The organism is Streptomyces sp. NPDC003393 (genome assembly GCF_053589015.1).
Window position 1 is genome coordinate 154,861 of sequence record NZ_JBSFRB010000005.1, and the last position, 26,695, is coordinate 181,555.

22 protein-coding genes are annotated in these 26,695 nt (G+C 67.9%); 13 read left to right on the top strand and 9 right to left on the bottom strand.

Features of this window, described 5'->3' with window-relative positions; genetic code table 11:
• Positions 1-148: 148 nt before the first annotated feature.
• Positions 149-2,905 (bottom strand): pyruvate dehydrogenase (acetyl-transferring), homodimeric type, encoded by a 2,757-nt coding sequence (gene aceE, locus ACWDUZ_RS07405; protein WP_451630834.1) that lies wholly within the window; start codon positions 2,903-2,905, stop codon positions 149-151.
• Positions 2,906-3,317: 412 nt separating this feature from the next.
• On the opposite strand from aceE, the gene ACWDUZ_RS07410 reads away from it, so the two are divergent.
• From ACWDUZ_RS07410 to ACWDUZ_RS07435, 6 genes are all read left to right on the top strand, one after another.
• Positions 3,318-3,755 (top strand): DUF3052 domain-containing protein, encoded by a 438-nt coding sequence (locus tag ACWDUZ_RS07410; protein WP_451630835.1) that lies wholly within the window; start codon positions 3,318-3,320, stop codon positions 3,753-3,755.
• Between the two features lie 174 nt (positions 3,756-3,929).
• A complete protein-coding gene (locus tag ACWDUZ_RS07415) occupies positions 3,930-4,388 on the top strand; it encodes a peroxiredoxin (protein WP_451630836.1) in 459 nt (152 codons plus the stop codon).
• 185 nt (positions 4,389-4,573) lie between these two features.
• Positions 4,574-5,149 carry a TerD family protein gene (locus ACWDUZ_RS07420; RefSeq protein WP_451630837.1) on the top strand — a complete coding sequence of 192 codons (576 nt, stop codon included), beginning with the start codon at positions 4,574-4,576 and terminating at the stop codon, positions 5,147-5,149.
• A gap of 125 nt (positions 5,150-5,274) precedes the next feature.
• Positions 5,275-5,853 carry a TerD family protein gene (locus tag ACWDUZ_RS07425; protein WP_086724953.1) on the top strand — a complete coding sequence of 193 codons (579 nt, stop codon included), beginning with the start codon at positions 5,275-5,277 and terminating at the stop codon, positions 5,851-5,853.
• A 51-nt stretch (positions 5,854-5,904) separates the two neighbouring features.
• Entirely contained in the window at positions 5,905-7,053 is a 1,149-nt protein-coding gene (locus ACWDUZ_RS07430; RefSeq protein ID WP_451630838.1) for a DUF475 domain-containing protein, read from the top strand.
• Positions 7,054-7,183: 130 nt separating this feature from the next.
• Positions 7,184-7,921 carry a TerD family protein gene (locus tag ACWDUZ_RS07435; RefSeq protein ID WP_451630839.1) on the top strand — a complete coding sequence of 246 codons (738 nt, stop codon included), beginning with the start codon at positions 7,184-7,186 and terminating at the stop codon, positions 7,919-7,921.
• 9 nt (positions 7,922-7,930) lie between these two features.
• On the opposite strand, the gene ACWDUZ_RS07440 is transcribed toward ACWDUZ_RS07435, so the two are convergent.
• Entirely contained in the window at positions 7,931-8,722 is a 792-nt protein-coding gene (locus ACWDUZ_RS07440; protein WP_451630840.1) for a TerD family protein, read from the bottom strand.
• A 197-nt stretch (positions 8,723-8,919) separates the two neighbouring features.
• Here ACWDUZ_RS07440 and ACWDUZ_RS07445 point away from each other — a divergent pair, with 197 nt between their 5' ends.
• The 3 genes from ACWDUZ_RS07445 (at position 8,920) to ACWDUZ_RS07455 (ending at position 13,467) form a co-directional block, all read left to right on the top strand.
• Positions 8,920-10,089 carry an HpcH/HpaI aldolase/citrate lyase family protein gene (locus ACWDUZ_RS07445; RefSeq protein WP_451630841.1) on the top strand — a complete coding sequence of 390 codons (1,170 nt, stop codon included), beginning with the start codon at positions 8,920-8,922 and terminating at the stop codon, positions 10,087-10,089.
• 61 nt (positions 10,090-10,150) lie between these two features.
• Complete coding sequence (locus ACWDUZ_RS07450; RefSeq protein ID WP_451630842.1) at positions 10,151-12,655, top strand: phosphoribosyltransferase; 2,505 nt, start codon at positions 10,151-10,153, stop codon at positions 12,653-12,655.
• Positions 12,655-13,467: an HAD family hydrolase gene (locus ACWDUZ_RS07455; RefSeq protein ID WP_451630843.1), complete on the top strand. Its 813-nt coding sequence runs from the start codon at positions 12,655-12,657 to the stop codon at positions 13,465-13,467. The genes ACWDUZ_RS07450 and ACWDUZ_RS07455 overlap by 1 nt, the downstream gene beginning before the upstream one ends.
• Before the next feature lie 45 nt (positions 13,468-13,512).
• On the opposite strand, the gene ACWDUZ_RS07460 is transcribed toward ACWDUZ_RS07455, so the two are convergent.
• Positions 13,513-13,743 carry an FmdB family zinc ribbon protein gene (locus ACWDUZ_RS07460; RefSeq protein WP_451630844.1) on the bottom strand — a complete coding sequence of 77 codons (231 nt, stop codon included), beginning with the start codon at positions 13,741-13,743 and terminating at the stop codon, positions 13,513-13,515.
• Between the two features lie 493 nt (positions 13,744-14,236).
• Here ACWDUZ_RS07460 and ACWDUZ_RS07465 point away from each other — a divergent pair, with 493 nt between their 5' ends.
• The 3 genes from ACWDUZ_RS07465 (at position 14,237) to ACWDUZ_RS07475 (ending at position 19,388) form a co-directional block, all read left to right on the top strand.
• Positions 14,237-16,678, top strand: coding sequence for a transglycosylase domain-containing protein (locus tag ACWDUZ_RS07465; protein WP_451630949.1), 2,442 nt, complete (start codon positions 14,237-14,239; stop codon positions 16,676-16,678).
• 110 nt (positions 16,679-16,788) lie between these two features.
• Entirely contained in the window at positions 16,789-18,075 is a 1,287-nt protein-coding gene (locus tag ACWDUZ_RS07470) for a hypothetical protein (protein ID WP_451630845.1), read from the top strand.
• 185 nt (positions 18,076-18,260) lie between these two features.
• The gene (locus ACWDUZ_RS07475) at positions 18,261-19,388 is read left to right on the top strand and encodes an amidase domain-containing protein (RefSeq protein ID WP_451630950.1); all 1,128 of its coding nucleotides are present in this window, start codon (positions 18,261-18,263) and stop codon (positions 19,386-19,388) included.
• A 66-nt stretch (positions 19,389-19,454) separates the two neighbouring features.
• Here ACWDUZ_RS07475 and ACWDUZ_RS07480 read toward each other — a convergent pair whose 3' ends face one another.
• Together ACWDUZ_RS07480 and ACWDUZ_RS07485 are read right to left on the bottom strand one after the other, a co-directional pair.
• Positions 19,455-20,804 carry a hypothetical protein gene (locus ACWDUZ_RS07480; RefSeq protein WP_451630846.1) on the bottom strand — a complete coding sequence of 450 codons (1,350 nt, stop codon included), beginning with the start codon at positions 20,802-20,804 and terminating at the stop codon, positions 19,455-19,457.
• A gap of 74 nt (positions 20,805-20,878) precedes the next feature.
• On the bottom strand, positions 20,879-21,649 hold the full coding sequence (locus ACWDUZ_RS07485) for a DUF4097 family beta strand repeat-containing protein (RefSeq protein ID WP_451630847.1): 771 nt from the start codon (positions 21,647-21,649) through the stop codon (positions 20,879-20,881).
• A gap of 959 nt (positions 21,650-22,608) precedes the next feature.
• Here ACWDUZ_RS07485 and ACWDUZ_RS07490 point away from each other — a divergent pair.
• Positions 22,609-22,824 (top strand): winged helix-turn-helix domain-containing protein, encoded by a 216-nt coding sequence (locus ACWDUZ_RS07490; RefSeq protein ID WP_451630848.1) that lies wholly within the window; start codon positions 22,609-22,611, stop codon positions 22,822-22,824.
• 358 nt (positions 22,825-23,182) lie between these two features.
• Here ACWDUZ_RS07490 and ACWDUZ_RS07495 read toward each other — a convergent pair whose 3' ends face one another.
• The 4 genes from ACWDUZ_RS07495 to ACWDUZ_RS07510 form a co-directional block, all read right to left on the bottom strand.
• Complete coding sequence (locus tag ACWDUZ_RS07495; RefSeq protein WP_451630849.1) at positions 23,183-23,983, bottom strand: hypothetical protein; 801 nt, start codon at positions 23,981-23,983, stop codon at positions 23,183-23,185.
• 78 nt (positions 23,984-24,061) lie between these two features.
• Positions 24,062-24,256, bottom strand: coding sequence for a hypothetical protein (locus tag ACWDUZ_RS07500; protein ID WP_451630850.1), 195 nt, complete (start codon positions 24,254-24,256; stop codon positions 24,062-24,064).
• Between the two features lie 706 nt (positions 24,257-24,962).
• On the bottom strand, positions 24,963-25,220 hold the full coding sequence (locus tag ACWDUZ_RS07505; protein WP_451630851.1) for a helix-turn-helix domain-containing protein: 258 nt from the start codon (positions 25,218-25,220) through the stop codon (positions 24,963-24,965).
• Positions 25,221-26,245: 1,025 nt separating this feature from the next.
• Positions 26,246-26,683: a hypothetical protein gene (locus ACWDUZ_RS07510; protein WP_451630852.1), complete on the bottom strand. Its 438-nt coding sequence runs from the start codon at positions 26,681-26,683 to the stop codon at positions 26,246-26,248.
• Positions 26,684-26,695: the final 12 nt, after the last annotated feature.

The following is a 26,695-nucleotide window of genomic DNA, read 5'->3' on the forward strand; positions in this document are numbered from 1 at the left end:
ATGTTCCCGTCCGGTGCGTCCCGCCGCGCCGCCGGCCGCGTACGCCGTTCCCAACGGGCGTGGGCCGACAGGTCGTTCACGTCCGCGTCGGAGGTCCCGCCCGGACGGGCGCGGGAACCGTGCGACCGGCCCCCACGCCCCGCCGCGGTTACGCGTCGCCGCCCGCCGCGCCCGGGTGGGCCGCCGTCACGTCGAGGACCTGGTAGCGGTCGATGGCCTGCTTGAGCGCCGACCGGTCGACCCTGCCCTGGCGGGCCAGCTCGGTCAGCACGGCCACCACGATCGACTGGGCGTCGATGTGGAAGAACCGCCGGGCCGCCCCACGGGTGTCGGCGAAGCCGAAGCCGTCGGCCCCCAGCGACTGGTACGGCCCCGGCACCCAGCGGGCGATCTGGTCCGGCACCGACCGCATCCAGTCGGACACGGCCACGAACGGACCCTCGGCCCCGCTCAGCCTCCGTGTCACCCACGGCACCCGCTGCTCCTCCTCCGGATGCAGCAGGTTGTGCTCCTCGCAGGCCACGGCCTCGCGGCGCAGTTCGTTCCAGGAGGTCGCCGACCAGACGTCCGCCTTGACGTTCCAGTCCTCCGCGAGGATCTTCTGCGCTTCCAGGGCCCAGGGCACCGCCACACCGGAGGCCATGATCTGCGCCGGGATGTCGCCCGCGACGCCCGGGGCGATCCGGTGGACGCCCTTGAGGATGCCCTCGACGTCCACGTTCGCGGGCTCGGCCGGCTGCCGGATGGGCTCGTTGTAGACGGTCAGGTAGTAGAAGACGTCCTCGCCGTGCGGGTGCCCGGGGTTCTCGGCCTCCCCGCCGTACATCCGGCGCAGGCCGTCCTGCACGATGTGCGCGATCTCGTACGCGTAGGCGGGGTCGTACGCCACGCACGCCGGGTTGGTGGAGGCCAGCAGCTGCGAGTGGCCGTCGGCGTGCTGGAGACCCTCACCGGTCAGAGTCGTACGTCCGGCGGTCGCACCCAGGGCGAAACCGCGTGCCATCTGGTCGGCCATCTGCCAGAACTGATCACCCGTGCGCTGGAAACCGAACATCGAGTAGAACACGTAGACCGGGATCAGCGGCTCGCCGTGCGTGGCGTAGGCCGAGCCGGCGGCGATCAGCGAGGCGGTGCAGCCCGCCTCGGAGATGCCGTCGTGCAGCATCTGCCCCGTCGGCGACTCCTTGTACGCGAGCAGCAGCTCACGGTCCACCGACTCGTACTGCTGACCGAGCGGGTTGTAGATCTTCGCGCTCGGGAAGAACGAGTCCATGCCGAACGTGCGGTACTCGTCCGGCGCGATCAGCACGAACCGCCGGCCGATTTCCTTGTCCCGCATGAGGTCCTTCAGCAGCCGCACGAACGCCATGGTGGTGGCGATGGCCTGCTGGCCGGAGCCCTTCTTCACCGCCGCGTACACCTTGTCGTCGGGCAGCGCGAGCGGCTTGGCGCGCACGATCCGGGTCGGCACGTAGCCGCCGCAGCCCTTGCGCCGGTCGTGCATGTACTGCATCTCGTCCGTGTCCCGGCCCGGGTGGTAGTACGGCGGCGGGCCGGACTCCAGCTCCTTGTCGGAGATCGGCAGGTGCAGCCGGTCCCGGAAGCGCTTGAGGTCGTCGACCGTGAGCTTCTTCATCTGGTGCGTGGCGTTGCGGCCCTCGAAGTTCGGGCCCAGCGTCCAGCCCTTGACCGTCTTGGCCAGGATCACCGTGGGTTGGCCCTTGTGCTCCAGGGCCGCCTTGTACGCCGCGTAGATCTTCCGGTGGTCGTGACCGCCGCGGCCCAGGTGCAGGATCTGCTGGTCGGTCATGTTCTCGACCATCTTGCGCAGCCGGTGGTCGTCGCCGAAGAAGTGCTCGCGGATGTAGGCGCCGGACTCGGTGGCGTAGGTCTGGAACGCGCCGTCGGGCGTGATGTTCATCTTGTTGACCAGCACACCGTCGTGGTCCTGGGCGAGCAGCGGGTCCCAGGTGCGGTCCCAGATCAGCTTGATCACGTTCCAGCCGGCGCCGCGGAAGACCGACTCCAGTTCCTGGATGATCTTGCCGTTGCCGCGCACCGGGCCGTCCAGGCGCTGGAGGTTGCAGTTGACCACGAAGGTCAGGTTGTCCAGGCCCTCACGGGCGGCGATGGACAGCTGGCCGAGCGACTCCGGCTCGTCCATCTCGCCGTCGCCGAGGAACGCCCACACATGCGAGGCGGAGGTGTCCGCGATGCCGCGCGCGTGCATGTACCGGTTCATCCGGGCCTGGTAGATCGCGGCGATCGGGCCGAGGCCCATGGAGACCGTCGGGAACTCCCAGAAGTCCGGCATGGAGCGCGGGTGCGGATAGCTGGACAGGCCGTAGGGCGCCTTGGACTTCTCCTGGCGGAAGCCGTCCAGGTGCTGTTCGGTGAGCCGGTCCAGCAGGTACGCGCGTGCGTAGATGCCCGGTGACGCGTGCCCCTGGAAGAAGACCTGGTCGCCGCCGCGGCCGTCGTCCTTGCCGCGGAAGAAGTGGTTGAAACCGACGTCGTAGAGCGAGGCGGAGGAGGCGAAGGTGGCGATGTGGCCGCCGACGCCGATGCCGGGGCGCTGGGCGCGGGAGACCATCACCGCGGCGTTCCAGCGGGTCGCGTTGAGGATCTTGCGCTCGATCTCCTCGTTGCCCGGGAAGAACGGCTCGCTCTTGGTGGGAATGGTGTTGACGTAGTCGGTGCTGCGCATCTCCGGCACGGCCACGCGCCGCTCACGGGCGCGTTCGATCAGCCGGAGCATGAGGTAGCGGGCCCGCTCCCGGCCTCGCTCGTCGACGGCGGCGTCGAGCGAGTCGAGCCACTCCTGGGTCTCCTCGGGATCGAAGTCAGGAACCTGACTCGGAAGGCCGCCAATGATGATCGGGTTTCGATCGGATCCGGAAGCCACGCTGTTCCTTACCTGTCAGAGGGCTGACATATCTGGGGCGGTTCTGGTTCTTGTCGGACTTTCCCTGGGTTTCGGTCGGTTTGCCTGTCTGTGCCTGCACCGTTCCCCATCGTGTACCTGGCGTGAGCCGCACGTCATCTCTACTGCCCGGTAACCGCAGGAGTCCTGTCGGTTCCCCTGCCCGTGGGGGGTTCCCAAACACGCAAAAGCGGGCAGAAGGGTGTGGTGTGAGTCACGGCTGATCGCGATACGGTGTCAGGAGTTGCGGCGACACAGCCGGGAACATCACCGTTTCGGCGGTCCGGACCGCCGGGTACTTGCGCGATCCGGCCCGCCCGTGTGGACTACGGCCAATGCTTCGCGCACGCGCGTGGCTGAAGACCCATATCGCAACACCATCAGGAGGCAACCCGTGAGCGCGACCGCGGACCACGCGGAGGAGCGGACTAACCCGGCCGCCAGGCTGGGATTCCAGCCCGGGCAGGTGGTCCAGGAGATCGGCTACGACGACGACGTCGACCAGGAGCTCCGCGAGGCCATCGAGGAAGCGATCGGCAGCGAGCTCGTCGACGAGGACTACGACGACGTGGCCGACGCCGTGGTGCTGTGGTTCCGCGACGAGGACGGCGACCTGACGGACACGCTGGTCGACACCCTCGGCTTCCTCGACGAGGGCGGTGTGATCCTGCTCCTGACCCCGAAGACCGGCCGGGACGGATACGTCGAGCCCAGCGACATCGGCGACGCCGCGACGACGGCGGGACTGTCACAGACCAAGAGCGTCAGCGTGGGCAAGGACTGGAACGGCACCAGGCTGCTGACGCCGAAGGCCGCGAAGTCCAAGAAGTAGCGGTCCGGCAAGGAGCGCCGGCCCGTCCGGGGGGCCGCGGACGCCGCCGTACGGCGGACATCCGCAGCCCGGAACCCGGACGGGCCGACCCGCCCCCGCCCGTCCGCGGGCCCGCGGTGGGTGCTGCGTAGGGTGGACTCACCCGAACAGTCCCACCGAAGGGAAAGCAGGACCATGGCGATCCAGGTCGGCGACAAGGCACCCGACTTCGAGCTCAAGGACAACCACGGCCGCACCGTGAAGCTGTCCGACTTCCGCGGCGAGAAGAACGTGGTGCTGCTCTTCTACCCGTTCGCCTTCACCGGCGTGTGCACCGGCGAGCTGTGCGCGCTGCGCGACAACCTGCCGAAGTTCGTCAACGACGACACCCAGCTGCTCGCCGTCTCCAACGACTCCATCCACACCCTGCGCGTCTTCGCCGAGCAGGAGGGCCTGGAGTACCCGCTGCTGAGCGACTTCTGGCCGCACGGGAACACCTCGCGCGACTACGGCGTCTTCGCCGAGGACAAGGGCTGCGCCGTGCGCGGCACCTTCATCATCGACAAGGACGGCATCGTCCGCTGGACCGTGGTCAACGGCCTTCCCGACGCCCGCGACCTGAACGACTACGTCAAGGCTCTCGAGACCCTCTGAGCCCGGCGCGGCCGGTGGGGGCCCTGTGAGCCCCGCGTGGCCGGTGTGCGGGGAGGGAACCGACACCTGGGATTCTTCGGTTGTGGGGCCTGCGTGGGGCGGGAACCCCTCACTAGGATCGACACGTTGATCCCATATCCGATGCACGACGGGGCTCCCCGCCCCCGAACACCAATGGAGGACTCGTGGGAGTCAGCCTCAGCAAGGGCGGCAACGTATCGCTGACGAAGGAGGCCCCCGGCCTGACCGCGGTCCTCGTCGGTCTGGGCTGGGACGCCCGCACCACCACCGGCACCGACTTCGACCTCGACGCCAGCGCGCTGCTGCTGAACAACTCCGGGAAGGTCGGCAACGACCAGAACTTCGTCTTCTTCAACAACCTCAAGAGCCCGGACGGCTCGGTCGAGCACACCGGCGACAACCTCACCGGTGAGGGCGAGGGCGACGACGAGGTGATCAAGGTGAACCTCGCCGGGGTCCCCGCCGACGTGGAGAAGATCGTCTTCCCCGTCTCGATCTACGAGGCGGAGAACCGCCAGCAGTCCTTCGGCCAGGTGCGCAACGCCTACATCCGCGTGCTGAACCAGGCCGGCGGTGCGGAGATCGCCCGCTACGACCTCAGCGAGGACGCCTCCACCGAGACGGCCATGGTCTTCGGCGAGCTCTACCGCCACGGCGCGGAGTGGAAGTTCCGCGCCATCGGCCAGGGCTACGCCTCGGGCCTGCGCGGCATCGCCCAGGACTTCGGCGTCAACGTCTGAGCCGAGCTCCCGCGCGATCGAACATCCGCACAACAGAACGCCTGATCGTCCGGCGCCGCGTGTTTCCGCGCGGCGCCGGACGCGCAGGAACCACACAGGCACCATCCCCGGGGAGGACCAGCATCATGGGCGTCACGCTCGCCAAGGGGGGCAACGTCTCCCTGTCCAAGGCCGCACCCAACCTGACCAACGTCATGGTCGGGCTCGGCTGGGACGCGCGCTCCACCACCGGAGCGCCCTTCGACCTCGACGCCAGCGCACTGCTGTGCTCCGCGGGAAACCGGGTGCTGGGCGACGAGTGGTTCGTCTTCTACAACCAGCTCAAGAGCCCGGACGGCTCGGTCGAGCACACCGGCGACAACCTGACCGGTGAGGGCGAGGGCGACGACGAGTCGATCCTGGTGGACCTCGCCAAGGTGCCGCCGCAGTGCGAGAAGATCGTCTTCCCGGTCTCGATCCACATGGCGGACGAGCGCGGACAGACCTTCGGACAGGTCTCCAACGCGTTCATCCGCGTCGTCAACCAGGCCGACGGCCAGGAACTCGCCCGTTACGACCTCAGCGAGGACGCCTCCACCGAGACCGCGATGATCTTCGGCGAGCTCTACCGCTATCAGGGCGAATGGAAGTTCCGGGCGGTGGGACAGGGGTACGCGTCCGGCTTGCGCGGCATCGCTCTAGACTTCGGAGTCAATGTTTCGTAAAGCCGGGTACGGCGACGGGGGAGACCCGTACACATACGGATTGGGTAGCCAGTGCTTCTGAAAACCTTCGGCTGGTCGTTCGCGATCACCGCGCTCGGCCTCGTCGCGGCAGCCTTCTACGGCGGCTGGACCGCCTTCGGGGTGGTGGCGATCCTCGCCATCCTCGAGATTTCGCTGTCGTTCGACAACGCAGTGGTCAACGCCGGAATCCTGAAGAAGATGAATGCCTTCTGGCAGAAGATCTTCCTCACGGTCGGCGTTCTGATCGCGGTCTTCGGGATGCGGCTGGTCTTCCCCGTCGTCATCGTCGCGATCACAGCCAAAATGGGGCCCATCGAGGCCGTCCACCTGGCCTTCAGCGACAAGGACCGCTACCAGCAGCTGGTCACGGACGCCCACCCGGCGATCGCGGCCTTCGGTGGCATGTTCCTGCTGATGATCTTCCTCGACTTCATCTTCGAGGACCGGGACATCCAGTGGCTGCGCTGGATCGAGCGGCCGCTGGCCAAGCTCGGCAAGGTCGACATGCTGTCGGTCTGCATCGCGTTGGTCGTCCTGCTGATCACCTCCTTCACCTTCGCCACCCAGGCCCACCAGCACGGCGGAGCGCACGCTGACAAGGCGCAGACGGTCCTGATCGCCGGCATCGCCGGTCTGATCACGTACATGGTCGTCGGCGGCCTGTCCGGCTTCTTCGAGGACCGGCTGGAGGAAGAGGAGGAGCGTGAGCACGAGGCGGAGGAAGAGGCCGCCCGTGCCGGCAAGCCACGCTCGGCCGTGAAGCTGGCCGGCCAGGCCGCGTTCTTCATGTTCCTCTACCTGGAGGTCCTGGACGCGTCCTTCTCCTTCGACGGCGTGATCGGCGCCTTCGCCATCACCAACGACATCGTCCTGATGGCCCTCGGCCTCGGCATCGGCGCCATGTACGTCCGGTCCCTCACGGTCTACCTGGTCCGCCAGGGCACCCTCGACGACTACGTCTACCTGGAGCACGGCGCCCACTACGCCATCGGCGCGCTGGCCGTGATCCTCATGGTCACCATCCAGTACGAGATCAACGAGGTCATCACCGGCCTGGTCGGCGTGATCCTCATCGCCTGGTCCTTCTGGTCCTCCGTGCGCCGCAACCGCGCGCTGGCGGCCGAGGAGGGAAAAGCGGCGGGATCCGGCGAGAAGGCTGAGGTCCCTTCGGGGGTGTGACACCCCCCGGTGCGAGGAACGCTTCTGAGCGGGGCGGCCGACAGGACGACGGCGAACCGAGCCGGGTCCCGGGGCCGCCCCGCCGCGTACGGGGCCGGGGTGGCGAGAGCGGTGAGGCTGGGGGCGGGAGATGGGTTTCTTCGACGGTCTGCTGGGCGGACGCACGTCCGAGTTCGACTCGGGCAGCGCCGCGTCCAACGCGATCGAACTGACCAAACGGCACCACCAGGTGTCCTTGACCAAGCAGGGCGCCGCCACCGGGCATCTGCGCATCAACCTGGCCTGGCGGATGCGTACCTCCGACATCGGCGGCTCCGCCCGGCAGAGCCTGCTGCGCCACCCGTTCAAGGCGCTCAAGCCGCCGGAGGTGCTCGGACACAGCCAGTCGATGGTCAACGTCGACCTCGACCTCGGCTGCCTGTACGAGCTGGCCGACGGAACCAAGGGGGTCGTCCAGCCGCTCGGCGGCTTCCTGGGCGACGTGAACGCGCCGCCGTACGTCAAGCTCAGCGGGGACGACCGGTTCGGCTCCGCGTCCGGCGAGACGATCTACGTCAACCTCGACCACCGCGACGACATCAAGCGCCTGCTGGTGTTCGTCTACATCTACGACCAGACGCCCGCCTTCGACCGCACCCACGCGATCGTCACGCTCTATCCGAGCAACGGACCCCGCATCGAGATCGGGCTCGACGAACGCCAGCCCCAGGCCCGCTCCTGCGCGGTCGTCCTGATCGAGAACGTGAAGGGCGAACTCCTGGTCCGCCGCGAGGTCAAGTTCGTCTACGGCTTCCAGTCGGAGCTCGACCGCCTGTACGGCTGGGGCCTGCAATGGGGCCGGGGCTACAAGACGAAGGCGGACAGGTGAGCGTCCGCCTCACCGCCCGATGAACTGAGGACCCTGCGGCGGCAGGCGGAACTCCGGGTCCGGCACGGCCGCGACGGCCGGCGGGTACCCGTACCCCGACTGCGGATACCCGTACGCGGGCTGAGCCGGAGCGGGGACCGGGGCCGGAGCCGGGGCGGTCGCCACCGCCGCCGTGGGCTGCTGCGCCGGCGGATACCCGTATGCGGGCCGCTCCGGCGGCAACGGCTGCGCCACCGGCGTCTCCGCCTCCGTCTCCTCCCCTTCGTCCACCGAGATCCCGAAGTCCGTGGCCAGCCCCTTCAGCCCGTTCGAGTAGCCCTCGCCCAGCGCCCGGAACTTCCACTGCTCGCCCCGCCGGTACAGCTCCCCGCAGATCAGTGCGGTCTCCTGGCCGGTCTCGGGCTTGATGTCGAAGTAGGCCAGCGGCTCCCCGTCCGCGACCGCGGCGTCGTACAGCAGAATGCGCAGGCTCCGTACGCGGTCGAAGGTGACGCCGTCCGCCGAGGCGACCACCAGGATTCGGCCGACTCCGGGGCCGACGCCGGCGAGGTCGGTCTGGACCGTGTCGGTCATGCCCTCCGCGACTCGCCGCTTGCCGAGCCGCCACACCTTCCCGGAGGGGTGCCGGGGCTGGTTGTAGAACACGAAGTCCTCGTCGGAGCGCACACGACCGTCGGACCCCAGGAGCAGCGCCGAGGCATCGACGTCCGGCACCCCCTGGCCGGGCGTCCACCGCACCACGGCCCGTACCGTGGCGGCGTCCAGCGGGACGTTCGACCCTCTCAGCATCGCGTGCGTCATGCGGTCATCCTGCCTTCTCCGTCCTGGCCACGACAACGCGGGGTCCGACGCGGATCCCGGTCCCGTTACCAGAAGTTCATGCCCAACGGGAACTGCTGACACTGATTTGTACGTACTATTACCGGCCACCTTTTTTCCAGGACCGGGCTGGCCGGCGGTTCCGCCCGGGCCACTCGCCATCACCACGGGGGAGCTTCATGCGTCATTTCGGGCACCTCGCTCCTGAGGTGCGGCAGCGCCTCTTCCACCGGGAGCCGGGGGAGTTCACCGCCGATTCCCCGGCCCGACTGCTCTCCGCCGCGCTGGGTGCCACGCTCTACAGCCCCGCCACCCGCCCGCGCCTGGCCGGCGACATCGTCAAGCAGGCCGCGCACGGCGTGGTCTCGATGGTGCTCTGCCTGGAGGACTCGATAGACGACGCGGACGTGGAGTACGGCGAGGAGAACCTCGTCCGGCAGTTCGCCGAGCTGGCCGCGCGTCCCGGCGACACCGGCCTGCCTCTGCTGTTCATCCGGGTCCGCGCCGCCGAGCAGATACCCGACCTGGTGCGCCGGCTGGGTGCGTCCGTGCGGCTGCTGTCCGGATTCGTACTGCCGAAGTTCACCGGGGAGCGGGGCCTGCCGTTCCTGGAGGCCCTGCAGACCGCCGAGACGGCGAGCGGACGCCGGCTGTTCGCCATGCCGGTGCTGGAGTCTCCCGAGCTGCTGTACCGCGAGACGCGAGTGGAGACCCTGGAGGGCATCTTCCGCGCGGTCGACAAGTACCGGGACCGGGTGCTGGCACTGCGCCTGGGCGTCACCGACTTCTGCTCGTCGTACGGCCTGCGCAGAACTCCCGACATGACGGCCTACGACGTCCAGGTCGTCGCCTCCGTGATCGCCGACGTGGTGAACATGCTGGGCCGGGCCGACGGCACCGGATTCACGGTGACCGGCCCGGTGTGGGAGTACTTCCGGGCACAGGAGCGCATGTTCAAGCCGCAGCTGCGGCAGAGCCCCTTCCTGGAGGTGCAGGCGGTCGAGCTGCGCGCGAGACTGATCGAGCACGCGATGGACGGGCTGCTGCGGGAGATCTCCCTCGACCAGGCCAACGGCCTGCTGGGCAAGACCTGCATCCACCCCTCCCATGTCCTGCCCGTGCACGCGCTGTCCGTGGTCAGCCACGAGGAGTTCAGCGACGCGCAGGACATACTGCGGCCGGAGCGGTGCGGCGGGGGAGTGCTCAGGTCGGCGTACACGAACAAGATGAACGAGGTGAAGCCGCACCGCGCCTGGGCCGAGCGGACCCTGCTGCGCGCCGAGGTCTTCGGTGTCGCCAGGGAGGACGTCGGCTTCGTGGAGCTGCTCGCCGCCGGAGTCCCCGGCTGACCCGCGCCCGGCACGGCCGACGACCCACGCCCACCCACCACAGGGAATCCACAGGAATCGCATGAACCTCCGGAACACGGCAGGAAACGACGGAGTCTGGTCCGGCACCTGGGTCGCCGAGCGGCTCGGGGTGGAACTGCTGGGCGGCGAGGAGCTGACCGGCCTGCTCGGGCTCGCGCTGCGCCGCAACCCCAAGCGGGCGCACCTGCTCGTGTCCAACGTGCTCGGCAAGCACGTACCGCAGTCGCCGTCGGTGGTCTACGGCCATGGATTCGCGCTGGGCCGCCGGGTGCGGGAGCTGCTGGGCGAGCCGGAGACCGCCGCGGCGGTCGTCCTGGGCTACGCGGAGACGGCGACCGGCCTCGGCCACTCGGTCGCCGACGGCCTCGGCCCGGCCACCTACCTGCACTCCACGCGCCGCCCCGTCCCCGGCCTCGCCCCGGCGGGCGGCTTCGAGGAGTCCCACTCGCACGCCACCTCGCACCTGCTGCTGCCCGAGGACCCGGCGCTGCTGTCCGGGGACGGCCCGCTGGTCCTGGTGGACGACGAGTTCTCCACCGGCAACACCGTCCTGAACACCATCCGCGACCTGCACTCCCGCCATCCGCGTCACAGGTACGTGGTGGTCGCCCTGGTCGACATGCGCTCACCGGCCGACTCCGCGCGCCTGGAGGACTTCGCCCGGGAGATCGGTGCCCGCGTGGACCTGGTCACGGCGGCCTCCGGGACCGTGCGTCTGCCCGAGGACGTGCTGGAGAAGGGCCAGGCGCTGGTGGCCCGGCACGAGACGGCGAGCGTGACACCGCAGCCCCGGCCCCGGCCGCAGACGGAACCGGAGGCCGCCCTGCCCGCCCAGCGCACCCGCGGCCGGGTCGCCCGCGTCGACCTGCGCTGGCCGCGCGGTCTGCCCGACGGCGGCCGGCACGGATTCACGCCCGCGCACCGGAACCGGCTGGAGCGTGCCCTGCCCGCCATGGCCGCCCGGGTCGCCGAGGCGCTGCCGGGGACCGCCCGCCGGGTGCTGGTCCTCGGGTTCGAGGAGCTGATGTACGCGCCGCTGCGGCTCGCCCGCGAACTGGAGCAGGTCGTGGGCGCCGAGGTGCGCTACTCGACCACGACCCGCTCCCCGGTCCTCGCGGTCGACGACCCCGGGTACGCGATCCGCACCCGCCTGGTCTTCCCGGCGCACGACGACCCGGCCGACGGCCCCGGCGAGCGCTACGCGTACAACGTGGCCGGAGCGGGCTTCGACGCCGTCGTCGCCGTCGTCGACTCGGCCGCCGACACCCCCGCGCTGCACGCCCCCGACGGCCTGCTGGCCCAGCTCGCCGGGCACACCCCGCACGTTCTGCTCGCGGTCGTACCGTCGTACGTCCCCGCGCCCGCGCCCAGCCCCGAAAGGCCCCGTATGCTGCCCGAGCCCCTCCGCGGCCCCGCCTTCTCCTCGTACGCTCCCGAGGAGGTCGGCTGGCTGCTGCAGGACCTCTCGGACGTGACGCTGGAGGCGCCGACCGAGGAGCGCGAGGAGGCGATCCAGAGCGGCGGCGCGCACTACGCCGAGTCGCTGCCGGTGGAGTACCAGCCCAGCGAGCAGTACCAGGAGCTCTTCCAGGCGGCGCTGGAGGCCTCGGCGGACCGGATCGCGCGGGCCGTCGGCGCGGTCACCGAGACCGTCCTCGCCGAACGGTCGCCCCGTCCCGTCCTGGTCTCGCTCGCCCGGGCCGGCACCCCGGTCGGTGTGCTGATGCGCCGCTGGGCCCGGTTCCGGCACGGTCTGGACCTGCCGCACTACGCGGTCTCGATCGTGCGCGGCCGGGGCATCGACGCCAACGCGCTGCGCTGGCTGGCCGGCCGGCACGACCCCGCGGACGTGGTCTTCGTCGACGGCTGGACCGGCAAGGGCGCCATCACCCGGGAACTGGCCCAGGCGATACGCGAGTTCGAGGAGAAGGAAGGGATCACCGGCTTCGACGCGGAGATCGCCGTGCTGGCCGACCCCGGCTCGTGCGTGCGCACCTACGGCACCCGGGATGACTTCCTCGTGCCCTCCGCCTGCCTGAACTCCACCGTCTCCGGGCTCATCTCGCGCACCGTCCTGCGCGCGGACCTGGTCGGACCCGACGACTTCCACGGCGCGAAGTTCTACCGCGAACTCGCCGGCGCCGACGTCTCGAACGTCTTCCTCGACACCGTGGCCGCCCGCTTCCCGCAGGTGGCCGACGCCGTCGAACAGGCCGCCAAGGAGCTGCTGTCCGCCGAGCGCACTCCCACCTGGGAGGGCTGGGCGGCGGTCGAGCGGATCAGCGAGGAGTACGGCATCCACGACGTGAACCTGGTCAAGCCGGGCGTCGGCGAGACCACGCGGGTGCTGCTGCGCCGGGTGCCGTGGAAGATCCTGGCGCGGTCCGGGGCGGGCGCCGACCTGGACCACGTACGCCTGCTGGCCGAGCAGAGAGGGGTCCCGGTCGAGGAGGTGGACGAACTGCCGTACACCTGCGTGGGCCTGATCCACCCCCGCTTCACGCGCGGCGCGACCGGCGCCGACGGCAAGGCGGTGAACGGCTGATGCCCGTGGTGGTGGCGAGCGACCTCGACCGTACGCTCATCTACTCGTCGTCGGCGCTGGCGCTGACCATGCCGGACGCGCGGGCTCCACGGCTGCTGTGCGTGGAGGTGCACGAGAGCAGGCCGCTGTCGTACATGACGGAGACGGCCGCCCAGTTGCTGACCGACCTCGGCGACACGGCGGTGTTCGTGCCGACCACGACCCGCACCCGCAAGCAGTACCAGCGCATCAATCTGCCGGGTCCGGCCCCGACGTACGCGATCTGCGCCAACGGCGGCCATCTGCTGGTGGACGGGGTGTCGGACGCCGACTGGCACCGGCGGGTCACCGAGCGGCTGGCCGGCGAGTGCGCGCCGCTCGCCGAGGTGCGCGAGCATCTGCTGCGCACCGCCGACCCGGTGTGGGTGCGCAAGCACCGGGTCGCCGAGGACCTGTTCGCCTACCTCGTCGTGGAGCGTGAACTGCTCCCCGAGGACTGGGTGAAGGAGCTCGGTGCCTGGGCGGAGAACCTCGGCTGGACGGTCTCCCTGCAAGGCCGGAAGATCTACGCCGTCCCCAAGCCGCTCACCAAGAGCGCCGCCGTCCGCGAGGTCGCCCGCCGCACCGGCACCGATCTGGTGCTCGGGGCGGGCGACTCGCTGCTGGACGCCGATCTGCTGCTGGCCGTGGACCGCGGCTGGCGCCCCGGCCACGGCGAACTGGCCGACACGGGCTGGACCGCCCCCGGCATCGGCGCGCTGCCCGAGCGCGGAGTCCTGGCCGGGGAGCGGATCGTACGGGAGTTCCTCAAGGCGGCCCGGGCGCCGCGGTAGGCGGGACGCGACCGGTCCCGCCGAGCCGTACGGCCGAACCGGCCGTCAGCCGCCGCAGCAGCCCCCTCCGCAGCATCCTCCGCCGCCACCCGCGCCGCCGGAGCGGGGCGTGGCGGACGGGGCCGTCGCCGAGCCGCCCACCGCGACCGTGGACAGCAGTTTGACGGTGTCGTCGTGGCCGGCCGGGCAGACCGCGGGAGCGGCGGACTCCGCCATGGGACGGCTCAGTTCGAAGGTGTCGCCGCAGCTCCGGCAGCGGTATTCGTAGCGAGGCATGGCCCCAGGTTAGGACAGGCCCGCGCGAGCGTGACGAGACGCACAGAGATTTGTGTTTCTCGTGTGTTCGTTTCTGTCCCGTTCTCATGCGGAGATATTGAAAAGACGGCTGATAATTTTGTACGGCCGCGAGAGCCGTGAGACGGCTGGGAGTGATGGGGGCTGGCGGCCGCGTGTGCGGCAGCTGTGTCGACCCGCGCGAGCAACACGGAGTGCGGAGGGAGACGCAGTCGTGACCGAGGCAGGGCAGGGGGAGGGCCTTCCGGAGGAAGGCCGCCGGTCCGGTGAGCGCCGCGTCGCGCCCCCTCGAGCACCCGACGACGGCGCGCCGCCGCCGGCGGACGCGACGATGCAGCTGAACGTCGACGCTCTGCGCAAAGGCGCTCTGCGCAAAGACACCCCGGGCACACAGGAAAAGCAGGAGAAGCAAGAAGAACCAGCCCAACCGGTGCAACCGCGGGCCGAGTCCGCGCCGCCCCGGCCGGACGAGACCATGCAGCTGAAGGTCGAGGCCCTGCGCAAGGACGCCCCCCGCGCAGAGCGGAAGCAACCGGCGCAGGCGAAGGCCGAGGCCGGGCCGCCCCGGCCGGACGAGACCATGCAGCTGAAGGTCGAGGCCCTGCGCAAGGACGCCCCCCGCGCAGAGCGGAAGCAACCGGCGCAGGCGAAGGCCGAGGCCGGGCCGCCCCGGCCGGACGAGACCATGCAGCTCAAGGTCGACACTCTGCGTAAACGGCCGCACGAGACCATGCAGTTGCACATCGTCCGGCAGCGGATGCCGGAGGGGAGCACCGGCCGGGCAGCCGACCGGACGGCCGGCCGGGCCGGTTCGGGCACCGGCCCGAAGGTCGACCGCCGCAAGCCGCGCCGCGCGAAGCCCGCCCTGCCCCCGTCCCTCGCCCGGCTGACCGCCGAGGCCGGCCGGCGCCTCGCCCCGGTAACCCGCCGACTGGCGCCCGTGGCCGCGGTGGTGGCCCCCTACGCCCGGAAGCTCAAACCGGTCTATCCGCGCCCCGGCCGCAGCGGCTGGCGCCGCTGGCTGCCCTCCTGGCGGCAGTGGATCGGCGTCGTCTTCTCCACCATCGGCCTGACCGGCCTGTTCCTGGTCGTCGCCTACGCCGCCACGGACATACCCGAGAACCTCAACACCTACGCCACCCAGCAGGACAACGTCTACTTCTGGTCCGACGGCACCCCGATGGCCCGCACCGGCTGGGTGCAGCGGCAGGCGATGCCGCTGAAGGACATACCCGAGGACGTCCGCTGGGCCGTGCTCGCCGCCGAGAACGAGAGCTTCTACAGCGACCCCGGCATCTCCTTCAAGGGCCTCACCCGCGCCCTGTGGCGCACGGTCGGCAAGGGCGACACCGAGGGCGGCTCCACCATCACCCAGCAGTACGTCAAGAACGTCTACCTGACCCAGAACCAGACCGTCAGCCGCAAGTTCACCGAGGCGATGATCTCCCTCAAGCTCGACAACAGGATGAGCAAGGACAAGATCCTCGAGGGCTATCTCAACACCAGCTGGTTCGGCCGGGGCACCTACGGCATCCAGCGCGCCGCCCAGGCCTACTACGGCAAGGACGTGAGCGAACTCGACGTCAGCGAGGCCGCCTTCCTCGCCTCCCTGCTCAAGGGCGCCGGTCTCTACGACCCCACCCTCAACCCGAAGAACCACGACCGCGCCGTGGAGCGCTGGGGGTGGATCCTCGACCGCATGGTCAAGATAGGCAAGCTGTCGCCGGCCGAGCGGGCCCGGTATCGGACGTTCCCGGAGCCGCTCAAGAGCAACCCCCTGTACGACACCGGCCAGCAGAGCGACTACCTGGTCGAACTGGCCGCACAGTACGCGAAGAAGGCCGCGCACCTGTCCGACAAGGACTTCGACCTGGGCGGCTACCAGATCTACACCACCTTCGACCGCAAGCGGGAGGCCACGCTCACCGACGTCGTCACCAAGGCCCGCAAGGACGCGAAGGCGAAGGACCCGAAGGCGGCGAAGACCGCCCACTACGGGGCCGCCTCGGTGGCCGCCGACGGCCGCATCCTCGCCGTCTACGGCGGCCCCGACCACCGCAAGCAGGGCTTCAACGAGTCCAACGCCACCACGGTCCCGGCCGGTTCGGCCTTCCAGCCGTTCGTGTACGCGGCCGGCCTGGAGCACGGGGTCGTCAAACGGCGCGACGCGCCCCGCGAGCAGATCACCCCGGACACCGTCTACGACGGGGACGACGCCGTGCCCGTCACCACCCCGGAGGGCCCCTACTGGGACCGCAGCGGCCGCAAGGTCGCCGCGCACAACGACGGCAAGAAGTCCTACGGCCCGATCAGCCTGCGCAAGGCGCTCGCCCAGTCGGTGAACACGCCGTTCATGCAGCTCGGCATGGACACCGGCCTGGACCGGGTCAGGCAGACCGCCGTGGCGGCGGGGCTGCTGCCCTCCAGCATCGGCCCGCAGGTGCCCGCCCTGTCCCAGGGCAGCTCCACGCCGAGCGCGATCCGCATGGCCGACGGCTACGCCACCTTCGCCGCCGGGGGAACGCACACCGAGCCGTACTCGGTGCGGCGGATCACCCGCAACGGCTCGACGGTACGGCTCGAGACCCCGGCCGCGAACCGCGCGGTCGGCGCCCAGGTCGCCGAGCAGGTCACCGACGCGCTCGCCGACGCCTTCCGCACCGCCCATCCCACCGAGGCGACCGTCTCGGGCTCGACGCCCGCGACCACGGTGGTGGCCGGCAAGGCCGGCACCACCGAGGACGACAAGGCCGCCTGGTACGTCGGCACCGCCGGGTCGGTGTCCACGGCGGTGGTCGTCTACCGGATGGATCTGGCGAAAAGCCTCGAACCACTGCCGTTGGAAGGACTCGCGGGAACCACCGCCGACAGCGTTCCGTACTCCATATGGGCGGGCGCCATGGCACCGCTCGGCTGACCCCGGGCGGGCCGCCGCACCGGCACCGGCCCGCCCGTCCCGCACCGAAGACCCCGGCGGACCGCGCAGACCACGCGGACCGCAGACCCTCCCGCAGATTCGAGCCGCCCATGAAGCCGACACCCGGCCGCCGCCGCAGGGCCCGCGCGCGCCGCCGCCCCACCCACCCGCAGTTCCTCACCCTGGCGGCCCTCCTGGTCGTCGCCTCCGTGGTGGCGGGCTTCCTGGCGCTGACCCGCCCCGACACCACCGCGCCGACCGCCTCCGCCGGCTCCAAGGACGGGGCCAAGAGCCCCTCCCCGACGGCGAGCAAGGAACCGAAGTGGGACGGCAGGACCCATGTGCTCGGTGACGGCTCCACCTCGTACACGGGCCCGCAGAAAGGCGAGTGGAAGCCCGAACCGCTCAAACCGGGTGAGAAGCCCCCGCAGTTCGTGGTGTTCTCCTGGGACGGCGCCCTGGAGGGCAGCGACCACCTGTTCTCGCACTACCGGGAGCTGGCCCAGGAGTACAACGCCCACATGACCTTCTTCCTCACGGGCATCTACCTGCTGCCCAAGAGCAAGAAGGCCCTCTACCACGGCCCGCAGCACTCCAAGGGCGACGCCGCCATCGACTACGCCACCGACGAGCACATACGGGAGACCCTGGAGCAGCTGCGCCTCGCCTACGACCAGGGCAACGAGATCGGCACCCACTTCAACGGCCACTTCTGCGGCGCCAAGGGCGGCGGGGACTGGAGCGTGCAGGAGTGGAAGAGCGAGATCGACCAGTTCTACTCCTTCGTGGAGAAGTGGAAGACCAACACCGGCTTCACCGACATCGACCCGCTGCCCTTCGACTTCCGCAAGGAGGTCACCGGCGGCCGCGCGCCCTGCCTGGAGGGACAGCCCAACCTGCTGAAGGCCATCAAGGACTACGGGTGGCGCTACGACGCCTCCTCGCCCGGCGACTTCCAGATCTGGCCGGCGAAGAAGGACGGCATCTGGGACTTCCCGCTGCAGATGCTGCCGTACGAGAACGGCAAGTACCAGGGCCTGTCCATGGACTTCAACTTCCTCTACAACCAGTCCGACGGCGAGACCAAGGGCGACCCGGCCAAGTACCCGCAGTGGGAGCAGCAGACCGTCGACTCCTACATGGCCGGCTTCAACCGCGTCTACTACGGCAGCCGCGCCCCGCTGTTCGTCGGCAACCACTTCGAGGACTGGAACGGCGGCATCTACATGAAGTCCATCGACCAGGTCGTCAAGAACATCTGCACCAAGAAGGACGTCAAGTGCGTGTCCTTCAGGGAGCTGGCGGACTGGCTCGACGTTCAGAAGCCGGCGACGCTGCAACGGCTGCGCGGCCTCGACCCCGCGCAGTCGCCCGACTGGTCACAGGTGGTCCGGTGACGTCAAGTGGTCCCTGTAACCCCTTGGTTCCACTTGTGCACACCCTCTTCACACCCGTCACGCGCGTCATGCGAAGATGCGACCGCCCGGTAGGTGTACCGGCGTAGAGGGGAACATCATTGAAATCAAGAAAACTGAGCCGTAAGCGGCGCCGCGCCACCATAGTCGGGGCGTCGGCCGCCGCGGTGGTCGCCGGCGTGGCTCTGGTGCCCAACTGGAGCGCGGGAGCGGCGGTCACCGACGACCCGACGGTGGACGCGGCCACGAAGGCCACCTTCCAGAAGCTGGCCGACGCGGTCTTCACCGACCGCACCCAGGCCCTGGTGGACGACGCCAAGAGCGGCGGGCACGGGAAGAAGCACCGGCACGACCGGCTGTCCTCGCGCTTCTCCGGCAAGGTCCGCGTGTCCGGCACGCAGTCCCGCCACGAGGACTCGGCGCTGTCCCAGTTGCAGGACCGCAAGGACCGTCTGGCGCGGCTGGGCGAGAAGTACAGCGCTGCCAGCACCAGCGTCACCCTGGACGCCACGCAGGTGAAGGGCCGGCACGCCAAGGTCGCGGTCACCGAGACCACGACCCTGACGTACGAGAAGGTGCGGGGCAACGAGCCGAAGACCACCGGCTTCCAGGCCCACCACGAGCTGACGTTCCAGGCCGACAAGCACGGCCACTGGCAGCTGACGGGCATCAAGGACACCGACGACGGTGTCGCGGTGAACCAGCCGGCCACCCCGGAGGTCGCCGCGCCGGCCACGGCCGACGACGACAACCCGCCGGACGCGCCGCGCTCGTCCACCGCGAAGAGCGCGCCGGCCAAGACGAAGAACCTGACCTCCGGTACGTACGACTACAAGGCGATGGCCGCGTACGCGAAGAAGTACTGGAGCAACTACAACCCGGACTACCCGAACTTCAACGGGCAGGGCGCCGGCGGCGACTGCACCAACTTCGTCAGCCAGGCCCTCAAGGCCGGTGGCTGGAAGCACGTTCCGGGCTACACGAACGACTTCCACAAGTGGTTCGGCAACTCCGAGATCCAGTCCGACTCGTTCGTCGGCGTCAACGAGTTCTCGTGGTTCGCCCTGTCCTCGAAGCGGGTGACCAGCCTGCCGTACGTCTACCAGATGGACGTCGGTGACGTGCTGCAGATGGACTTCAACCGGGACGGGTCCAAGGACCACTCCATGATCGTCACGTCGCGCGTCTCGGGCGTGCCGTACGTGTCGTACCACTCCACCAACACCTACAACCGGTCGGTGGCGAGCCTCATCGCGTCCTACCCGAACGCGTACTACTACGCCTACCGCACCTGAGCGGTAACCCCCGGGTGCGGGAGCCGGGCCGTCGCGAGGCCTCGCCTCGGCGGCCGGCTCCCCGCCTCAGTGGCCGGATCCCCGTTCCTCGCGGATCCGCGCGACCACCTGGGCCGCCGTCCCCCTGACCGCCTCGGTCTCCGTGAGGAAGTGCCAGTAGTCGGGATGGCGGCCCTCCAGGCCGGCCACCGCCCGCTCCAGCCGGGCGACGGCCTCGTCCAGCGGACCGGCGTGCCGCGGATCCGGCGTCGTACGGCCCGCCATGGCCAGCCGCTGCGCGTCCCGGACCGCGAACCGGGTCCGCTCGATCTCCGCCTGAGGGTCCTTCTGCACCTCGTTCAGCCGGGCCAGCCGGTCCCCGGCGGCCGAGATCGACTCGTCGGTGGTGTTCAGCAGCGCCCGCACCGTCGACAGCAGCGCGGTCGCGTCCGGCCAGCGCTGCGCGTCCCGCGCGGCCCGCGCCTCCGTCAGCTTCAGCTCGGCCTGCCGCACATTGTGGGCGGCCTGCTCCGGCACGTGCTGAAGGTCCTGCCAGCACGACGCCGTGAACCGGCGCCGCAGCTCGCTCAGGACCGGCTCCACCTGCCCGGACCGGGTGGTCAGCGCTTCGGCCCGGGTACGCAGCGACACCAGCCGGTGGTCGATCTCGGCGGCCTTCTCCGGCAGCCGGCCGGCCTCGGCCCGGATCGCCTCCGCCTCCCGCGTCACCCGCTCGGCACGCTCCAGTGTCCGCTCCACACCGTGCTGCCCCGCGCCCTGGTTCAGCTTGGTCAGCTCGGGGGCGAGCGCCGCGAGCCGGGCGGCCAGGTCGTCCGCCCGGAGGCCCGAGCCGCGCACGGCGTCCAGGGCGTCGCCGGCGCCCCGCAGCGCCTGCCGGGCCCGCTCCACGGCGGGTGCCAGCCGGGCCAGCCGGGTCTCGGCCTTGCCGAGCAGCGGCCCGAGACCACTGGCGAAACGGTCCAGCTCCCGTTTGGTGTTCTGCAGTTCGTCCTTGGCGGCGACCAGGCCGGCGCGTGCCCGGGCGGCGGCGGAGGCCTCCAGGTCGTCCCGGTCGAGATCCTGTGCGTCCACGGCCTGGATGTAGTTCCGGCTGACCTCGTCGATCCGCCGGCCGAGCGCCTGGAAGTCGGCGACGGCCCGGCGGGCGGCGGGGGAGTCGTCGACCGCAGTGATCGTCTCCATGGAGATCCGCAGGTCGCGCTGGGCGGTGTCCAGTTCGTAGAACGCGGCGGCCGCCGCGTCCTTCGCCGCCTGCGCCTCGGCCCGCTGGCCCTCGGCACGCCCGCCGAACCAGCGCCTGGTGCCGCCGCCGGCGAAGGCGCCGGGCAGTGCGAGCGCGGCGAACAGGGGCAGGCCGAGCAGGACGAGGACGTCACGCGCCGCCGATGTCCCCCCGCGCGCCGGTGTGGCCGTCACATCCCTCTCCCGCGTTGTGGTTCGCCCTGCGTGGATTCATTCTCCCACCTGTACAGGACGAACACACGGGCCGATCAGTTCGCCGTACGCACGGTGATCGATCCGTTGTGCGTCCGTGCGGAGACCGCGTGGCGGCTGGAGTCGTCACGGGGGACCGAGACATGGACGCCGCCGTTGCCGGACGCGGTCGTCACCCGGTACGTGGCGCGAGGCAGCGTCAGGGTGAGCGAGCCGTTGTGGGAGCGGGCGTCCAGCAGGTCGGGGGCGGCGGCCAGCCGCAGGCTCACCTTGCCGTTGTGCGTGTCCACACGCACGCGTCGCGAGGAGACCTCCGCACTCACCGAGCCGTTGTGGGAGTGCAGCGCCAACGGCCCGGTGGAGTCGGTGACCTGCACGGACCCGTTGGAGCTGCGCACCTCCAGCGAGTCGGTGAAACCACGCGCCCGCACGCTGCCGTTGTGGTCCTCGACCTTCACGGTGATCCCGCGCGGGACCTCGATGCGGTGCCTGGCGGCGCAGTTGGTGGCGATCCCGGCACACTTGATCCGCAGCACGAGCCGGTCGTCCTTCATGGACCAGGTCGCGTGGGGGTCGTTCCCGATGAACACCCTTCCCGTGAACCATCGCGTCACGTCCACGGTCCCCGCCTCGGCCGTGTCGGCGGCGACGATCTCCAGCGCCGAGTCGTCGGAGTCGACGGTCAGGGTGCGGCCGTGCAGCGCGAAACTGCGGTGGTCGGGATGTTTGTCGTCCGAGGCGTCACCGCCGCAGGCCGTGGCCGTGGTGAGAAGGGCGGCGACGACGCCGGTGACGGCGACGGCACGGACGGAAACGGTGCGGGACATGACGGTTCTCCCCGTGGTGCGGACGACGGGTCCTGGTGCGGACGACGAGCAGGTCGATCGCTTCGAGCGTAGGAACCGCCGCCCGGCCGGAGAATCCGGAGAGCCGCCGGGTTCGAGGTGGGGACAACCCCCGTAGAGCCCGGGGCGGGAGGCTCGCCGACAGGGTCGGTGGGGAGGCACCGCCCGCGGACACGACGAAGGCCCAGGCCGACGGGTGTCACCCGAGGGACCTGGGCCTTGCGTGTTCCTGCGACGGTGGGCGCGGACGGTTTCGAACCGCCGACATCCTGCTTGTAAGGCAGTAAGCTTAGGAAGGACTCTAACCAGGGAAGACACAAGATCACAAGCTGGTTAGGGAACCAAGGCAACTTGTCCAGGAACCAGACCTGAAGATGCCTGAACAACATCAAGACATGAGTAGACCCCCTGGCCATCGGCGGAGCCAGGGGGTCAGTCTCTGATGTGGGGTCGGCTGTCAGTCGGACTCCCAGGAGTGGCAGGAGTCATTGACGTGTGACCCACGGTGACCCGCCGGAAGGTTGCAAGGGCCGTACCGCCAGGAATCCTCCGGAACATCGGCCACGGACCCACACTCCGGAGTGTCCAGCCGCTCCCCTCGGCACTGAGCAACATCTACAGCCGCCTTGCAGCTCTGCCCGAGGAAGTACAGGGCTCTGATCAGCTCTGCCTTGGTCACCTGCTCCTGCTCCGCCAGGGACAGGGCCCGGTCTACGTCGTCTCTGGCCACCTTGAGCACGTTCTCTTCCGCCTGTACTGCGAGAGCTTCCATGAGTCCCCCTGGTTGGTAGTAAGCGGTACGCCCTGTCTCGTCTGTGGCCGGCATGCGGTGGAGCTGCACTGTCTCGCCCCCTGTTGTCTACTGCTTTGTAGCAAGCTATTCGCGCATACCGAGGATAGCGCGGATGCAGTGGCAGACGCAGTAGCCGAGCATGATCCGTATGGACGTAGCCCAGCCACCATGGAGACGTGTCGCTGCTGCGCTTGAGCAGCGGATAGCCGATGGCACCTACGCCCCAGGGTCACGCCTCCCAGGGACCGTGCCTCTCAGTGCTGAGTTCGGAGTGGCACCTTCGACCGTGGCCAAGGCCGTTGCAGACCTGAAGCGCCGTGGGCTGGTCACTGCCTCCCCTGGTTGGGGAACGTTCGTCGTCTGAGGCTCCCTGGCTTATTCAATTAGTTTCCAATGCCATCCATTTTTGGTATGCCGGCTTTGGTCTCTGCTCCCAGAATCTTTGCCTCTGAGTAATATGGGGGTAATGTCTGCGTTTTAGGTCTGTGAACCCGCCGGGAGCGCCTTCTCGGATTTACGTACGGGTTGCCAACTTGTCCTGATCGCCAGACACCCCGTAATGACTCGGGTTCTTCGACCATGTACGGGTTTCACAATTTCACAATCTCAGGCCAAAAACACAAAAAAGAACCCCTGACGCCGGTAAAAGCGCCAGGGGTCCTATCCATTGTGAGGCACAGCGCCGGCTAAGCGCTGCTAATCCCAGAACTTACCTGGGAAGATCAGTTATAGTTAGCAGGATTCCAGACAACCGAGGTTGAATTACCATTCAGCGTGGAATTCTCATGCTTGGTAACCCAGGGAGTCTTCTCGCTTTCATCCTTGGGATTCACGAAATCCGTAAGGTCTACAGTGTCCACATTGAATGCACCCGCACCGACCAGACCAAGGGACCAAGCACCTTCATAGGACAGCCGGCCATTCTCGGAGACGTCCCAAGCATTCAGGTACTTGTCTGCCTCGTTGACGTACAGTCCGCGATACCGTCCCCTCTGAACCTGTCCACCGGTGGCGTACTGAATGAAGCGGTTCATCTGGCCGAGGAACTGAGCCTCGGCATCTTGTACCTTCTCCAGAGCCTCCTCATACGCCTTCTTAGCTTCCGTCGCCCGGTCCATGGCCTGTCGTGCCAGGGACGGAAGTTCAGCCTCCAGAGCGGCCCTTGCGGCGTTGTCCGCCTCTTCCATGGCCTTCTTGAGCAGAGGCTCTGTCCGCCTGTACTCGTCAATACGAGCAAGGACGGGAGCGAGGAAGGAGTCCCGGTCAGTAAGAGACTCACCCTTTGCCAGGGCTTCCTCATCAAGCTTCCTAAGTTCAGCCTCTGCCTTCACCAGTGCAGCCGGCTTAGGTGCCTGGTCACCGCGGAACGGAGAATAAGCCTTGGGCGTAGCACAGTCCCGATTGGCATTGGTGTACGTGACGTACTTCTTGTGTGCTTCCTCATAAGCCTTGACCTTCTTGGACAGGGAAGAGGACAGCTTCACACCACTCAGGGGAACACCAGCAACAATACGATCAGACATAACGGTACTCCTTGACACAGTAGTAGAGAGCAGCGAGAAGGTAGAAGATATTCGCAACGAAAGAGAAGACAGTCATGGTCACTCTCCCTTGCCATAGAGAACATTATCCAAACGGCCCTCTGCTCGGGCCTTGTTGACTTCCTGCCAACTCATGTTGTTCAAGTCTTCTCGGCCAAGCTGCTTTGCCTTGTGTTCCTTGGCCTCTGTCATACGGCGTTGCACCTCGATTTCAACGAGATTGGCGATATCCGCGGAAGTAAGGTTGTTGTCCATAGTCGATTCCTCTCAGGCAGTAAGAAGGTTCAGGTACCGGGCACCGGTCCGGGTACTGACGCCCATGGCCTCTGCCAGAGTGGCACCGGTAACCTTGTGTCCCGTGGCATCAAGGTTCAGGGCAGCATCCCGAATAAGGGCCAGAGAAGGCTTTGTGCGCCCCTTCTGAGCCTTCTTACGGGGCGTAGCAGGAGTAGGGGCCTCTGTGTCCTTAGAGACGCTCTCAGAGTCGTTTACAAGCTTTCCAGGCTCATCCTGTCCCGGATCCTCGGAAATGACACCTACTGTGTCTGTCTTGGGCGTAGCGCACAAATGAAGCATATGAGCCGCGGAGAGAGCCGGTACAGAGGAGACAGCAGCCACAAGCAATGGGCCGGAGTGGGCGTATCCACTGGAGATCAGATGAGCCACAACCTGACTCGCCATGGCCAGGATCAGGGCCATGGCAGAACCCACAATGGCAGAGGTTCGGCCACGGACTCCCTTGGGGCGAGTAGCAGCGATCACCGCGGCGCAGCATGCATAGAGGGAGAGCACAAGGGGTGAGAAGAACTCAAACCCAGAATGGAAGCCGGCAGAGCGAGCAAGTTCAATCTCTGCCGGCGCAGACATAACCAGGGAAGCCAGTAGGACCAGAGGCCGGCCCACAATGGCCGCGGCTCTGGCGTAGAAAGGTGTCGTGTTCATATGCTGCGTGTTCCAATCGCTAGTTGTTGTAGGCGTCCCGGATAGCATCCCGGACCGCAGGATCATTGATTTGAGAGAGAATGGAGTCCAGAGGAAGGCCAAGAGCCTTGGCCATCTTGATTTGGTGGCTGAGCCGTGGCTCCCTCTCGCCTCGGAACCATTTCTCAGGGGTTGCGTGGTACACCTGGCACGCCTCGGCCAGTTGTCCGTACGTCACGCCCTTGGCCTCTCTGGTGACACGCCATGTGCGCCTGTCCCAGATGCTTACCTCGCTCATTGAGATCACGTCCTTAAAGCTGCGTGGGAGGAGTTGTGGGTTTGCTGGGCAAAGAAAAAGGCCCCGGCTCTCACGCCACGCAGCAGGACGTGAGAACCGAGGCCATACCGGGTAACCCAGGGCCAGACCCGGAGAGAGGCACCAACACCGTTGGTGTCGGCTAGGAGAGCACTAGGAGAGCAGCCTAGGAAGATGACCAGAGACAGATGATCCGGCTCTGTTTTCTTCTTCTACCTATGACGTAGGTGTCACTCAAGGGGGGTCTGTGACAGGAAGTGGGGTCACAGATTGATAACGTCTACAAAACCCCAGGTCAGATAGGTGTAAAGATTAGTTACAGCTAGGTCCGGGTAAGTGTCGCGATCCGCGACAGTAAACTGAGAGTCAGGATTAGTGTCCTGGTTAGGGGCACTCGTTCAGTGAGTACCCTTGGCTGGCTCAGCCTGAATACCCCCCTCGTGGGGTATTGCCTCTGGCCGGCCAGAACAACTTGAACCAGGGAGCAGGAGCACACATAGCCCTAGAAAGCCTTCTAAGGGGCCTAGGAGCCTCTGGGGGAGGCTTTCTGGCAATGCACCAGGAAGACTCCCAGAGGCCCGTACAGAGCCGTACAGAGGCTTGGGCGGGGCGGGACAATCTCTAGTCGAGTAACTCTCCTAGGTCGAAGTAACTTCTCCCGTCTCACTGCCAGGGCCTTGAAGCCCTGGCTAATTCGACTGTCGGTCGTCTCTCCGTTCCTCCCTCTTCCTGGGCTGTCTGTGATCCCTAAAGATCGAAGACAGACTTATGGCCTTAGTAAGAGCCATGGTCGGGTTGAGACCACGGCGACACCAGTAGTGCCCTGGCTCTAAACCAGGGCACCTAACATGTAAACCTTCTGAGAGCCAGGGCCTTAGGAGCCCTGGCCTAGTGATCTTACTCAGTACTGTAACGAGGTCACTCCCTTTGATTCCGTGACCTCTTACTAGGTTGTCGCTTGCCTCACCCCGGCAAGCTCTTACTCTGTACATAAGTTCCGTTACAGGTCAGGCTACTTCCTCGTACCAATCCTCATCATCCATCCAACCGAGCCACTCAACACCAGGATCACCGACCAACAGTCGAAACGTTGTCTTGGCTCCCCTCTTGGCCCCGGTAGTCTCGACTTCCAGCCATCCGGCCTTGGTCAGAGCCTCTACGCCGCGTTGCGTGTAGGCCATGTGTCGACCCGCGGAGTCCCTGACGCCAACTGCATCTGCCAGGGAGCGCCACGGAATGGTTACCTGGGAGTCGTCGCCGCAGAGTCGGGCTATCTGTCTCGCCACGGCTTGACCACTCCTTGGTACGCACTGGATTACGTCTGAGTACCACATGCCGGCCTGTCCTGTCGGAGGTACGGTTTCCGCGGCCAAGGCATAGCGTCTCTTCCGCAGCTTCAGTATGTGGGTATCAATCTCGTAAACGTACTCTTCAAGAAAGCTCATGCTATCTCCCCT

Coding starts and splice junctions, on each gene's coding strand:
- ACWDUZ_RS07415 (WP_451630836.1), top strand. CDS start 3,930: ATGGCGATCCAGGTCGGCGACAAGGCACCCGACTTCGAGCTCAAGGAC.
- ACWDUZ_RS07425 (WP_086724953.1), top strand. CDS start 5,275: ATGGGCGTCACGCTCGCCAAGGGGGGCAACGTCTCCCTGTCCAAGGCC.
- ACWDUZ_RS07435 (WP_451630839.1), top strand. CDS start 7,184: ATGGGTTTCTTCGACGGTCTGCTGGGCGGACGCACGTCCGAGTTCGAC.
- ACWDUZ_RS07440 (WP_451630840.1), bottom strand. CDS start 8,722: ATGACGCACGCGATGCTGAGAGGGTCGAACGTCCCGCTGGACGCCGCC.
- ACWDUZ_RS07445 (WP_451630841.1), top strand. CDS start 8,920: ATGCGTCATTTCGGGCACCTCGCTCCTGAGGTGCGGCAGCGCCTCTTC.
- ACWDUZ_RS07450 (WP_451630842.1), top strand. CDS start 10,151: ATGAACCTCCGGAACACGGCAGGAAACGACGGAGTCTGGTCCGGCACC.
- ACWDUZ_RS07455 (WP_451630843.1), top strand. CDS start 12,655: ATGCCCGTGGTGGTGGCGAGCGACCTCGACCGTACGCTCATCTACTCG.
- ACWDUZ_RS07460 (WP_451630844.1), bottom strand. CDS start 13,743: ATGCCTCGCTACGAATACCGCTGCCGGAGCTGCGGCGACACCTTCGAA.
- ACWDUZ_RS07465 (WP_451630949.1), top strand. CDS start 14,237: ATGCAGCTGAAGGTCGAGGCCCTGCGCAAGGACGCCCCCCGCGCAGAG.
- ACWDUZ_RS07470 (WP_451630845.1), top strand. CDS start 16,789: ATGAAGCCGACACCCGGCCGCCGCCGCAGGGCCCGCGCGCGCCGCCGC.
- ACWDUZ_RS07485 (WP_451630847.1), bottom strand. CDS start 21,649: ATGTCCCGCACCGTTTCCGTCCGTGCCGTCGCCGTCACCGGCGTCGTC.
- ACWDUZ_RS07490 (WP_451630848.1), top strand. CDS start 22,609: ATGGACGTAGCCCAGCCACCATGGAGACGTGTCGCTGCTGCGCTTGAG.
- ACWDUZ_RS07495 (WP_451630849.1), bottom strand. CDS start 23,983: ATGTCTGATCGTATTGTTGCTGGTGTTCCCCTGAGTGGTGTGAAGCTG.
- ACWDUZ_RS07500 (WP_451630850.1), bottom strand. CDS start 24,256: ATGGACAACAACCTTACTTCCGCGGATATCGCCAATCTCGTTGAAATC.
- ACWDUZ_RS07505 (WP_451630851.1), bottom strand. CDS start 25,220: ATGAGCGAGGTAAGCATCTGGGACAGGCGCACATGGCGTGTCACCAGA.
- ACWDUZ_RS07510 (WP_451630852.1), bottom strand. CDS start 26,683: ATGAGCTTTCTTGAAGAGTACGTTTACGAGATTGATACCCACATACTG.